General features: G+C 66.0%; 10 protein-coding genes and 4 tRNA genes. All 14 read right to left on the bottom strand.

Annotated features, from left to right (window positions below; translation table 11 throughout):
* Positions 1-49: 49 nt before the first annotated feature.
* Positions 50-4,171: a DNA-directed RNA polymerase subunit beta gene (rpoB, locus tag CKO43_RS00355; RefSeq protein ID WP_200377480.1), complete on the bottom strand. Its 4,122-nt coding sequence runs from the start codon at positions 4,169-4,171 to the stop codon at positions 50-52.
* 365 nt (positions 4,172-4,536) lie between these two features.
* Positions 4,537-4,911 carry a 50S ribosomal protein L7/L12 gene (gene rplL / locus CKO43_RS00350; protein ID WP_200225820.1) on the bottom strand — a complete coding sequence of 125 codons (375 nt, stop codon included), beginning with the start codon at positions 4,909-4,911 and terminating at the stop codon, positions 4,537-4,539.
* A 44-nt stretch (positions 4,912-4,955) separates the two neighbouring features.
* Positions 4,956-5,474, bottom strand: coding sequence for a 50S ribosomal protein L10 (gene rplJ, locus CKO43_RS00345; RefSeq protein ID WP_200225817.1), 519 nt, complete (start codon positions 5,472-5,474; stop codon positions 4,956-4,958).
* Between the two features lie 284 nt (positions 5,475-5,758).
* A complete protein-coding gene (gene rplA, locus CKO43_RS00340) occupies positions 5,759-6,460 on the bottom strand; it encodes a 50S ribosomal protein L1 (protein ID WP_200225815.1) in 702 nt (233 codons plus the stop codon).
* 4 nt (positions 6,461-6,464) lie between these two features.
* Positions 6,465-6,896, bottom strand: a complete 432-nt coding sequence (gene rplK / locus CKO43_RS00335) for a 50S ribosomal protein L11 (protein WP_200225812.1) — start codon at positions 6,894-6,896, stop codon at positions 6,465-6,467.
* Positions 6,897-7,029: 133 nt separating this feature from the next.
* Positions 7,030-7,614 carry a transcription termination/antitermination protein NusG gene (nusG, locus tag CKO43_RS00330; protein ID WP_200225810.1) on the bottom strand — a complete coding sequence of 195 codons (585 nt, stop codon included), beginning with the start codon at positions 7,612-7,614 and terminating at the stop codon, positions 7,030-7,032.
* An 11-nt stretch (positions 7,615-7,625) separates the two neighbouring features.
* A complete protein-coding gene (gene secE / locus CKO43_RS00325; RefSeq protein ID WP_200225808.1) occupies positions 7,626-8,012 on the bottom strand; it encodes a preprotein translocase subunit SecE in 387 nt (128 codons plus the stop codon).
* A 92-nt stretch (positions 8,013-8,104) separates the two neighbouring features.
* Positions 8,105-8,180, bottom strand: a tRNA-Trp gene (locus CKO43_RS00320).
* An 18-nt stretch (positions 8,181-8,198) separates the two neighbouring features.
* Entirely contained in the window at positions 8,199-9,389 is a 1,191-nt protein-coding gene (gene tuf / locus CKO43_RS00315) for an elongation factor Tu (RefSeq protein WP_200225805.1), read from the bottom strand.
* A 56-nt stretch (positions 9,390-9,445) separates the two neighbouring features.
* A tRNA-Thr gene (locus CKO43_RS00310) sits at positions 9,446-9,520 on the bottom strand.
* A gap of 99 nt (positions 9,521-9,619) precedes the next feature.
* Positions 9,620-9,693, bottom strand: a tRNA-Gly gene (locus CKO43_RS00305).
* Positions 9,694-9,720: 27 nt separating this feature from the next.
* Positions 9,721-9,806, bottom strand: a tRNA-Tyr gene (locus CKO43_RS00300).
* A gap of 24 nt (positions 9,807-9,830) precedes the next feature.
* Positions 9,831-10,511 (bottom strand): uracil-DNA glycosylase, encoded by a 681-nt coding sequence (locus CKO43_RS00295; RefSeq protein WP_200377479.1) that lies wholly within the window; start codon positions 10,509-10,511, stop codon positions 9,831-9,833.
* Positions 10,508-11,296 (bottom strand): indole-3-glycerol phosphate synthase TrpC, encoded by a 789-nt coding sequence (gene trpC, locus CKO43_RS00290; protein WP_200377478.1) that lies wholly within the window; start codon positions 11,294-11,296, stop codon positions 10,508-10,510. The genes CKO43_RS00295 and trpC overlap by 4 nt, the downstream gene beginning before the upstream one ends.
* Positions 11,297-11,298 lie beyond the last annotated feature (2 nt).

Below are 11,298 nucleotides of genomic sequence, written 5' to 3'. Positions count from 1 at the left end.
GCAGGCGCCGCCCCCCGGAGGGCGGCGACCATCGGTCGCTTCGGGGGTGTCAATTCCGTTCCAGCTCGATGTCGATACCGAGCGAGCGGATTTCCTTGACCAGCACGTTGAACGATTCCGGCATGCCGGCCTCGATCGAATGCTCGCCCTTGACGATGTTCTCGTACACCTTGGTGCGGCCGTTCACGTCGTCGGACTTGACGGTCAGCATCTCCTGCAGGATGTAGCTGGCGCCGTAGGCCTCGAGCGCCCAGACTTCCATTTCGCCGAAGCGCTGGCCGCCGAACTGCGCCTTGCCGCCCAGCGGCTGCTGCGTGACCAGGCTGTACGGGCCGGTCGAGCGCGCGTGCATCTTGTCGTCGACCAAGTGGTGCAGCTTCAGCACGTGCATGTAGCCGACGGTGACGGGGCGTTCGAACGCCTCGCCGGTGCGGCCGTCATGCAGCGTCGCCTGGGTGCGGGTGGCGGTGAGGCCCTTCTTGGCAGCGATCTCGTCCGGGTAGGCCAGCCGCAGCATGCCGCGGATTTCCTCCTCCTCGGCGCCGTCGAACACCGGCGTCGCGAACGGCACACCGTGCTGCAGGTTCTTGGCCATATCGACGATTTCTTCGTCGCTCAGGTCCTGCAGCGACTCGGTCTTGCCGCCCGACTGGTTGTAGAGCTGGTCCAGGAACTCGCGCAGCTCGGCGGCGCGTGCCTGGCTCTGCAGCATGTCGCCCAGACGCTGGCCGATGCCCTTGCCGGCCCAGCCCAGGTGGACTTCGAGCACCTGCCCGACGTTCATCCGCGACGGCACGCCCAGCGGGTTCAGCACGATGTCGCACGGGGTGCCATCGGCCATGTAGGGCATGTCCTCGATCGAGACGATCTTGGACACGACACCCTTGTTGCCGTGGCGGCCGGCCATCTTGTCGCCAGGCTGCAGGCGGCGCTTGACGGCGAGGTAGACCTTCACCATCTTCAGCACGCCAGCGGGCAGCTCGTCGCCCTGCGTCAGCTTCTTGCGCTTCTCTTCGAAGGCAAGGTCGAAGCTGTGGCGCGTCTGCTCGAGCGAGTTCTTGATCGACTCGAGCTGATTGGCGATCTCGTCCTCGGCCGGGCGGATGTCGAACCAGTGGTACTTCTCGACCGTCGCCAGATATTCCTTGGTGATGGCCGTGCCCTTGGCGATCTTCTGCGGGCCGCCGTTGACGATCTTGCCGTTCAGCAGCTTCTCGATCCGGTCGAACGCGTCGGCCTCGACGATGCGCAGCTGGTCGTTCAGGTCCAGGCGGAAGCGCTTGAGTTCGTCGTCGATGATCTGCTGGGCGCGCTTGTCGCGCTGGATGCCTTCACGCGTGAAGACCTGGACGTCGATGACGGTGCCGCTGGTGCCCTGGTCGACACGCAGCGAGGTGTCCTTCACGTCGGAGGCCTTCTCGCCGAAGATCGCGCGCAGCAGCTTTTCTTCCGGCGTCAGCGTCGTCTCGCCCTTAGGCGTGACCTTGCCGACCAGCACGTCGCCCGGGTTCACCTCGGCGCCGATGTAGACGATGCCCGATTCGTCCAGGCGAGCCAGTTGCTGCTCGGACAGGTTGGGAATGTCGCGCGTGATTTCTTCGGAGCCCAGCTTGGTGTCGCGGGCCATCACCACCAGTTCCTCGATGTGGATCGAGGTGTAGCGGTCTTCGGCGACGACGCGTTCGCTGATCAGGATCGAGTCTTCGAAGTTGTAGCCGTTCCACGGCATGAACGCGACCAGCATGTTCTGGCCGAGCGCGAGCTCGCCCAGGTCGGTCGACGCGCCGTCGGCGACGACGTCGCCGGCACCGACATGGTCACCGCGCTTGACGATCGGGCGCTGGTGGATGTTGGTGTTCTGGTTGGAACGCTGATACTTGATCAGGTTGTAGATGTCGACGCCGACTTCACCGGCCACCGTCTCGTCGTCGTTGACGCGGATGACGATGCGGTTGGTGTCGACGTAGTCGACGATGCCGCCGCGGCGGGCCGTGACGACGGTGCCCGAGTCGACCGCGGCGACGCGTTCGACACCGGTACCGACCAGGGCCTTTTCCGGACGCAGCGTCGGCACGGCCTGGCGCTGCATGTTGGCGCCCATCAGTGCGCGGTTCGCATCGTCGTGCTCGAGGAAGGGCACGAGCGAGGCCGCGACCGAGACGATCTGCGTCGGCGCCACGTCCATGTACTGCACGCGCTCCGGCGACAGCAGCACGGATTCGCCGTTCTCGCGCGCCGAGACCAGCTCGTCGATCAGCCGGCCTTCGCCGTCCAGCGTGGCGTTGGCCTGAGCGATGACGTACTTGCCTTCTTCGATCGCCGACAGGTAGTCGATCTGGTCGGTGACCTTGCCGTCGACGACGCGGCGGTAAGGCGTTTCCAGGAAGCCGTACTCGTTCAACTGCGCGTACAGCGCCAGCGAGTTGATCAGGCCGATGTTCGGGCCTTCCGGCGTTTCGATCGGGCAGACGCGGCCGTAGTGGGTCGGGTGCACGTCGCGGACTTCGAAGCCGGCGCGCTCGCGCGTCAGACCGCCCGGGCCCAGGGCCGAGACGCGCCGCTTGTGCGTGATCTCGGACAGCGGGTTGGTCTGGTCCATGAACTGCGAGAGCTGGCTCGCACCGAAGAACTCCTTGAGCGCCGCGCTGATCGGCTTGGAGTTGATCAGGTCGTGCGGCATCAGGGCTTCGGTCTCGGCCTGGCCCAGACGTTCCTTGACGGCCTTCTCGATGCGCGCGAGGCCCGAGCGGTACTGGTTCTCGGCCAGTTCACCGACGCAGCGCACGCGACGGTTGCCCAGGTGGTCGATGTCGTCGACTTCGCCGTTGCCGTTGCGCAGGTCGACGAGGATCTTGACGACGTCGAGGATGTCCTCGTTGGACAACGTCATCTTGCCCTCGGGCATGTCGCGGCCCACGCGGGCGTTGAACTTCATGCGGCCCACGCGCGACAGGTCGTAGGTGTCCTCGCTGTAGAACAGGCGATGGAACAGCGCTTCGACGGCGTCTTCGGTCGGCGGCTCGCCGGGGCGCATCATGCGGTAGATGGCCACGCGTGCGGCCAGCTGGTCGGCGGTCTCGTCAGAGGCCAGCGTCTGGCTGATGTAGGCGCCCTGGTTCAGCTCGTTCGTGAACAGGCACTGCACGTCCTTGATGCCGGCGGCGCGCAGCTTCTTCAGCAGCGCCTCGGTGACTTCGTCGTTGGCCTTGGCGACGATTTCACCGGTGTCCGGATCGATCATGTTGCGCGCGACGAAGCGGCCCAGCAGGTAGTCCTCGGGCACGCTGACGAAGCCGGTGCCGGTCTGCTCGAGCTGGCGCACGTGGCGCGCGGTGATGCGCTTGTCCTTCTCGACGATGACGGCGCCGTTCTTGTCGGTCAGGTCGAAACGCGCGACCTCGCCCTTCAGGCGTTCCGGCACGAACTCCATCTGCGCGCCCGAGTCCATCAGGCGGAAGTTGTCGAAGACGAAGAAGTGGCTGAGGATCTGCTCGGGGTTCAGGCCGATGGCCTTGAGCAGGATCGTCACCGGCATCTTGCGGCGGCGGTCGACGCGGAAGTACAGGATGTCCTTCGGGTCGAACTCGAAGTCCAGCCAAGAGCCGCGGTAGGGGATGATGCGGGCGCTGAACAGCAGCTTGCCCGAGCTGTGCGTCTTGCCCTTGTCGTGCTCGAAGAACACGCCCGGCGAACGGTGCAGCTGGCTGACGATGACACGCTCGGTGCCGTTGACGATGAAGGAGCCGTAGTCGGTCATCAGGGGCACTTCGCCCATGTAGACCTCCTGCTCCTTGATCTCCTTGACGACCTTGGCGGGATGCGATTCCCGGTCGTAGATGATCATCTGCAGCTTCGCGCGCACGGCGGCGGCGAAGGTCAGCCCCCGCTGCTGGCACTCGCGCACGTCGAAGGGCGGCTTCGCGATGTTGAACTCGAGGAACTTCATCTCCACAAAGCCGTTGTGGGAGACGATCGGGAAGGCCGAAAGGAAGGCGGCCTGCAGGCCCTCGGGCTTGCGCTGCTGCGGCGGCACGTCCTTCTGCAGGAACGCGACGTAAGACTCGCGCTGCATCGTCAGCAGATAGGGGACCTTGAGCACGCTCTCGCGCTTGCCGAAGCTCTTGCGGATGCGCTTGCGCTCGGTGAACGTGTAGGGGGTTGCTTGCGCCATTGAACTCTCCGTGTCGACAACGCCGCCCTGGCCTTGGGCAGCATTTCGTCGGCGACTGGCTGCCCGGATCGTCGGCGCCGGGGCCGAGGCGTTGCGAGGCCTCGGCTGCTACGCCGGTAGCGGCCCCGGGCGGGGCGGCGAATCGGCGACGGCGTCGTGTCCGAGGCTTGGTGGCAGGCCACTACCTGCCGCTGGCGGACAACCCCGGCGTTGCACCGGAGTCCGACCAAACCCGTTCCCTGCAGTCGGATCAGAGAACACTTGCAAACCCCGCATCATGCGACGTTTGCAGGTGCTCCCGGGCTCGAGGCCCGGAAGACCCTGAAGAACGGCGGTGCGAAAACCCCGTCGTCCTTCCTGCCGAATTACTTGACTTCGGCCTTGGCGCCGGCGTCGACCAGCTTCTTGAGGGCGGCTTCGGCGTCGGCCTTGGCAATGCCTTCCTTGACAGCCTTCGGAGCGCCGTCGACCAGGTCCTTGGCTTCCTTCAGGCCCAGGCCCGTCAGTTCGCGCACGGCCTTGATGACCGAGACCTTGTTCGCGCCGGCTTCCAGCAGCATGACGTTGAATTCGGTCTTTTCTTCGACCGGGGCGGCGGCGGCGGCGCCACCGGCGGCCGGGGCGGCCATCGCAGCGGCGGACACGCCGAACTTCTCCTCGATGGCCTTGACCAGGTCATTGAGTTCCATCACGGTCATGCTGTCCATCGCAGCCAGGAAAGCGTCTTTGTCGAATGCCATTTCAGGTTCCTCGAAATCAGTAAAAGTTCAATGAATCGGATGCGTCAGGCCGCCGGAGCTTCGGCAGGCGCTTCGGCGCCGCCCTTTTGCTCGGCGACGGCGGCGATCACGCCGGCCATGCGCTGGATCGGCGACTTCAGCAGACCCGCCACCTGGGCGATCAGCACTTCGCGGCTCGGGATCGAGGCGAGCGCCTTGATGCCGTTGGCGTCGAGCAGCTTGCCTGCGTAGGCACCACCCTTGACGACGAGCTTGTCGTTGCCCTTGGCGAAGTCGGAGACGACTTTCGCGGCGGCGACGGCATCCTCGGAAAAGCCGTAGATCAGCGGACCGACCATCGCGTCCGAGGCCACTTCGAAGGGCGTGCCGGCGACGGCGCGACGGGCCAGCGTGTTCTTCAGCACGTGAAGATAAACGCCGTTGTCGCGCGCCTGGCGGCGCAGCTTGTCGAGGTGAGCCACGGTGAGGCCGCGATACTCGGCCAGCGCGAGCGTCTGCGAGCGTGCGGCTTGCGCCGACACGCCGTCGACGACGGCTGCCTTCTCGTTGCGATTGAGACTCAAGGTCTGTTCCTCACACATCATGTGCCGGGTCTCGCGACCACGGCACGCCTGGAATCAGCGACCTTCTGTTTCGGGAAACCCCGGCAACAACTCCCGGGAAAACCTTCAGCAGCGGGACCGCCATCTGCGCTGGCCACCAGGAACCCCGCGAAGGGTGCCCGGCAGATTAAGGAGCCCGAAAGCTCCGCCAGCGGTCTTGGATGACCTGCCCGACCTCGCGGCCGGACAGCCCACCAATTCGAAAGGCCGCACGCCAGACTGAAGCGTGCGGCCCCGTATCAGGTTCAGGCCTGCGCGGCGATCGACTGGGTGTCGACACGAACGCCGATGCCCATCGTCGAGGACACGGCGATCTTGCGCAGGTACACGCCCTTGCTCGAAGCCGGCTTGGACTTGTTCAGGGCCTCGATCAGCGCGCGCAGGTTGTCGGTCAGGCGATCCGACTCGAACGAACGGCGGCCGATCGTCGCGTGGATGATGCCGCCCTTGTCGACGCGGAACTGGACTTGGCCGGCCTTGGCGTTGCGCACGGCCTGGGCGACGTCCGGGGTCACGGTGCCGACCTTCGGGTTCGGCATCAGACCGCGCGGGCCGAGGATCTGGCCCAGCGTACCGACGACGCGCATCGTGTCCGGCGAGGCGATCACGACGTCGAAGTTCAGGTTGCCGGCCTTGATCTCGGCAGCCAGGTCGTCCATGCCGACGATGTCGGCACCGGCGGCCTTGGCTTCCTCGGCCTTGGCGCCCTGGGCGAAGACGGCGACACGCTTGGTCTTGCCAGTGCCCGCGGGCATCACGACCGCGCCGCGCACGACCTGGTCGGACTTCTTGGCGTCGACACCCAGTTGCACGGCGACGTCGATCGACTCGTCGAACTTGGCGGTGGCGGCTTCCTTAACGAGCGCGAGCGCGTCGGCCAGCGGGTACAGCTTGGTGCTGTCGGCCTTGCCCTTCAGGGCCTTGGCTTTCTTGGTGAGCTTGGCCATGGCGTCAGACCCCTTCAACAATGAGGCCCATCGAGCGGGCGGAACCGGCGATGGTCTTCACCGCGGCGTCCATGTCGGCGGCGGTGAGGTCCTTCATCTTGGTCTTGGCGATTTCTTCGAGCTGCTCGCGCGTGACCTTGCCGACCTTCTCCAGGTGGGCACGGCCGGAACCCTTCTCGATCTTGGCGGCCTTCTTCAGCAGCACGGTCGCCGGGGGCGACTTCAGGATGAAGGTGAAGGACTTGTCGGCGTAGGCCGTGATCACGACCGGCAGCTTCAGGCCCGGCTCGTAGCTCTGCGTCTGGGCGTTGAACGCCTTGCAGAACTCCATGATGTTCAGGCCGCGCTGACCGAGCGCCGGGCCGATCGGGGGCGAGGGGTTGGCCTTGCCGGCCGGGACTTGCAGCTTGATGAAGCCGACGATTTTCTTTGCCATGATGGCTCCTACCGAGTTCTAGCGCTGGGGACACCAGCTCCTCGTCATGCAGACCCTGTCGTTGCAAAGGGCGCCCGGGGTTGCAGGCGGGCGCCCTGGTTCTTCGCGACGCCGGCGCGGCGGCCGGCGGGCGTCAGACCTTCTCCACCTGCGAGAAGTCGAGTTCGACGCCAGTGGCACGACCGAAGATCGTGACCGAGACCTTGACCTTGCTCTTCTCGTAGTTGACTTCTTCGACGGCGCCGTTGAAGTCGGTGAACGGGCCTTCCTTGACGCGGACCATCTCGCCGACCGTCCACTCGACCTTGGGCCGGGGCTTGTCGACGCCTTCCTGCATCTGGTTGACGATCTTCATCACCTCGGCTTCGGAGATCGGCGCCGGGCGGTTGCGCGCGCCGCCGACGAAGCCGGTGACCTTGCTGGTGTGCTTGACCAGGTGCCAGGTGTCGTCGGCCATGTCCATCTCGACGAGCACGTAGCCCGGGAAGAAACGGCGCTCGGTCACGGCCTTCTTGCCGTTCTTGAGCTCGACGACCTCTTCGGTCGGCACCAGGATGCGGCCGAACTTGTCCTGCATGCCGGCGCGGTCGATACGCTCGCGCAGGTTGCGTTCGACGGCTTTTTCCATGCCCGAGTAGGCATGCACGACGTACCAGCGCTTGGTGCTGGCGGGCGCGGTGGCCTCGGGGGTCGGGGTGGCTTGCGGTTGTTCCGTCATCGTGTTCGCCCTCAGCGCTTCCAGCCCAGGATCAGGTCGTACAACACCCACTCGAGCGTCTTGTCGGTCAGGAACATGAAGAGCGCCATCGCGAACACGAAGGCGAACACGTACAGCGTCATCTGGCCGGCTTCCTTGCGGGTCGGCCAGACCACCTTCTTCACTTCCTTGGTCGACTCGCGGCCGAAGGCGATCAGCTGGCGGCCGGTTTCGGCGGTGAAGAAGACGCCCACCGCGCCGGCGAGCAGCACCAGCAGGGCAACGACACGCTGCCACAGCTCACGCTGCCCGAGCACGTAGAACACGACGATACCGGCCACGAGCAGAACGGCTGCGACGGCCAGCTTGGCCTTGTCGGCGCCCGTGGAGACGGTTTCGACTTGGGGTTGGGTGGACATGGGCTACAGGTTACGTTGCCGCCATCAGCAGCAAAGCCCGCCGGGCTTTTCAGCGCCCGCGGGCTGGTGTCTTGGGCACCCGAGTGATCGGGTGGCAGGGGCAGAGGGGATCGAACCCCCGACCTTCGGTTTTGGAGACCGACGCTCTGCCAGTTGAGCTATGCCCCTGCGGTTGACCTTGACAGATTACTCGATGATCTTGGCGACGACGCCGGCGCCGACGGTGCGACCGCCTTCACGGATGGCGAAGCGCAGGCCTTCTTCCATCGCGATCGGGGCGATCAGCTTCACCGTGATCGACACGTTGTCGCCCGGCATCACCATTTCCTTGTCCTTCGGCAGCTCCACCGCGCCAGTCACGTCCGTCGTGCGGAAGTAGAACTGCGGGCGATAGTTGTTGAAGAACGGCGTGTGGCGACCACCCTCTTCCTTGCTCAGCACGTAGATCTCGGCCGTGAAGTGCGTGTGCGGCTTGACCGAACCCGGCTTGCACAGCACCTGACCGCGCTCGACTTCTTCGCGCTTCGTGCCGCGCAGCAGAATGCCCACGTTGTCGCCCGCTTGACCTTGGTCCAGCAGCTTGCGGAACATTTCCACGCCGGTGCAGGTCGTCTTGACCGTCGGGCGGATGCCGACGATTTCGATTTCTTCGCCGACCTTGATCACGCCGCGTTCGACACGGCCCGTCACCACGGTGCCGCGGCCCGAGATCGAGAACACGTCTTCCACCGGCATCAGGAACGTGCCGTCCACCGCGCGCTCCGGCGTCGGGATGTAGCTGTCCAGCGCGTCAGCCAGGCGGAAAATCGCCTGTTCGCCCAGCTCGCCCTTGTCGCCTTCGATCGCCAGCTTGGCCGAACCCTTGATGATCGGCGTGTCGTCGCCCGGGAACTCGTACTTGCTCAGCAGTTCGCGGACTTCCATCTCGACGAGCTCCAGCAGCTCGGCGTCGTCCACCATGTCGCACTTGTTCAGGAACACGATGATGTACGGCACACCGACCTGACGGGCCAGCAGAATGTGCTCGCGCGTCTGCGGCATCGGGCCGTCAGCGGCCGAGCACACCAGAATCGCGCCGTCCATCTGCGCCGCACCCGTGATCATGTTCTTCACGTAGTCGGCGTGCCCCGGGCAGTCGACGTGCGCATAGTGGCGCTTGGCGGTTTCGTACTCGACGTGCGCCGTGTTGATCGTGATGCCACGCGCCTTTTCTTCCGGCGCCGCGTCGATCTGGTCGTACGCCTTCGCTTCGCCGCCGAACTTCGCCGCCAGGATCGTCGTGATCGCCGCCGTCAGCGTCGTCTTGCCGTGGTCGACGTGGCCGATCGTGCCCACGTTCACGTGCGGCTTCGTGCGTTCGAACTTACCCTTTGCCATGTCAGGTGCTCCTGGCTGAGAAACTCGATCGTGTCGAGTCGATTACTAGCGAATCGTGGTGCCCATGGCGCGGATCGAACGCGCGACCTCTCCCTTACCAAGGGAGTGCTCTACCACTGAGCCACATGGGCAATCGGTACGGGTCTGACGACCGGCGCTGCCTGGCAGATGGGCCGGCAGACCCGTAACGACGGCGCGGGATTCGACGACGAGAACCTTCGAAACCTTCCTGGAGCGGGAGACGGGAATCGAACCCGCGTCATTAGCTTGGAAGGCTAAGGTTCTGCCATTGAACTACTCCCGCGGGCACAACCGTCTAGCAAAGTCTCTCTGGTGGAGGAGGCTGGATTCGAACCAGCGTAGGCGTAAGCCAACAGATTTACAGTCTGCCCCCTTTAGCCACTCGGGCACCCCTCCGGAGAGCCAGAGAGTGTAGCACGGTCAGCAGGAAATACCAGCCCCGCGCCACCAATCGATGCGATCAGCCGTCGCGGCGAAGTGACTGCCGTCAGCCATGAACTCGCGCCGGAAGTCGTGCGACGGGTGGCGCGTACGCCAGACAGGCGGCCGGCAGCCCGCCGGACAGGCCGCATCGAAGAAGGCATTCGCCGGTTTTCCCCACAACAGGAATGCCGGCGCCTGCTCACGTTGGCACAAAACCGAGACGATTTCGGATGTGAGCGCCTGCCAACCACATGCCAGATGGCTGCCGGCGCTGCCGATTTCAACCGTCAGCACCGGGTTCAGCAGCAGCGCGCCCTGCGCCGCCCAGCCGTCCAGCGCCCAGCGCTCGGGCCGCTGCCAGTCAGGCCGGTCCGCCGCCAGCACGTCAAAAACCCGACGCAGCGAGTGGGGCTTTCCATGGCCGGCGGAGAAGGCCAGCCCGTCGGCGTGGCCCGGCCGCGGATAGGGATCCTGACCCAGCAGCACGACCCGCACGGCGTCGGGCGCCACCAGCCGCAGCGCGCGGAACGGGTCCGGCGGGCCGATCTCGCGTGTGGCCGAGACGGCGCGCACACGGTCGACGACGGCCGCCTCGGCCGCCGGTGTCCAGCCCGGCAACACCGCGCGCCAGGCCGGCGGCAGCGTCGCGAACGCTGCCGGCAGTTCGTCGGCCGTCATGCGAACAGGCCGGCCAGCGCCGCGCCGGGGTCGCTCGCGCGCATGAAGGCCTCGCCGACGAGGAAGGCGTGCACGCCGGCGGCGCGCATGCGCTGCACGTCGGCCGGGCCCAGGATGCCGGACTCGGTGACCAGCAGCCGCTCGGCCGGCACCTGCGCCAACAGACCCAGCGTCGTCTCCAGCGTGACCTCGAAAGTCCGCAGGTTGCGGTTGTTGATGCCCAGCAGCGGCGTCTTCAGGCCGAGCGCACGTTCCAGCTCGGCGCCGTCGTGCACCTCGACCAGCACGTCCAGGCCGAGCGCGTGCGCGCAGGCCTCCAGGTCGTGCATCTGCACATCGTCCAGGCAGGCGGCGATCAGCAGGATGGCGTCGGCGCCGATCGCACGCGCTTCGAACACCTGGTATTCGTCGACGATGAAGTCCTTGCGCAGCACCGGCAGCGCGCAGGCGGCGCGAGCGGCCTGCAGCGCGGCGACCGAACCCTGGAAGAAGCGCTGGTCGGTCAGCACGCTCAAGGCAGCGGCACCGTGGCGCTCGTAGGACGCGGCGATCTCGGCCGGCACGAAGTGTTCGCGCAGCACGCCTTTGCTCGGGCTCGCCTTCTTGACCTCGGCGATGACGCCGGCGTGGCCGGCGGCGATGCGCTGGCGCAGCCCGGCCTCGAAACCACGCGTGTCGCGCCGCGCCTCGGCCTCGTCGCGCCAGCTCTGCAGGCTGCGCTCGCGCCGGCCGGCGGCGATCTCCTCGTGTTTGACGGCCACGATGCGCTGCAGGATGTCGTCCATGT

The organism is Rubrivivax gelatinosus (genome assembly GCF_016583785.1).
In the GTDB taxonomy this organism is placed as follows: Bacteria; Pseudomonadota; Gammaproteobacteria; order Burkholderiales; family Burkholderiaceae_C; genus Rubrivivax; species Rubrivivax gelatinosus_B.
The sequence above is the reverse complement of the archived record's forward strand: the minus strand, read 5'-3'. Positions and strand labels throughout refer to the sequence as shown.

What these genes read in the sequence shown, in the direction of transcription:
- rpoB (WP_200377480.1), bottom strand. Translation starts at nt 4,171, where the DNA reads ATGGCGCAAGCAACCCCCTACACGTTCACCGAGCGCAAGCGCATCCGC.
- rplL (WP_200225820.1), bottom strand. Translation starts at nt 4,911, where the DNA reads ATGGCATTCGACAAAGACGCTTTCCTGGCTGCGATGGACAGCATGACC.
- rplA (WP_200225815.1), bottom strand. Translation starts at nt 6,460, where the DNA reads ATGGCCAAGCTCACCAAGAAAGCCAAGGCCCTGAAGGGCAAGGCCGAC.
- rplK (WP_200225812.1), bottom strand. Translation starts at nt 6,896, where the DNA reads ATGGCAAAGAAAATCGTCGGCTTCATCAAGCTGCAAGTCCCGGCCGGC.
- nusG (WP_200225810.1), bottom strand. Translation starts at nt 7,614, where the DNA reads ATGACGGAACAACCGCAAGCCACCCCGACCCCCGAGGCCACCGCGCCC.
- secE (WP_200225808.1), bottom strand. Translation starts at nt 8,012, where the DNA reads ATGTCCACCCAACCCCAAGTCGAAACCGTCTCCACGGGCGCCGACAAG.
- tuf (WP_200225805.1), bottom strand. Translation starts at nt 9,389, where the DNA reads ATGGCAAAGGGTAAGTTCGAACGCACGAAGCCGCACGTGAACGTGGGC.
- CKO43_RS00295 (WP_200377479.1), bottom strand. Translation starts at nt 10,511, where the DNA reads ATGACGGCCGACGAACTGCCGGCAGCGTTCGCGACGCTGCCGCCGGCC.
- trpC (WP_200377478.1), bottom strand. Translation starts at nt 11,296, where the DNA reads ATGGACGACATCCTGCAGCGCATCGTGGCCGTCAAACACGAGGAGATC.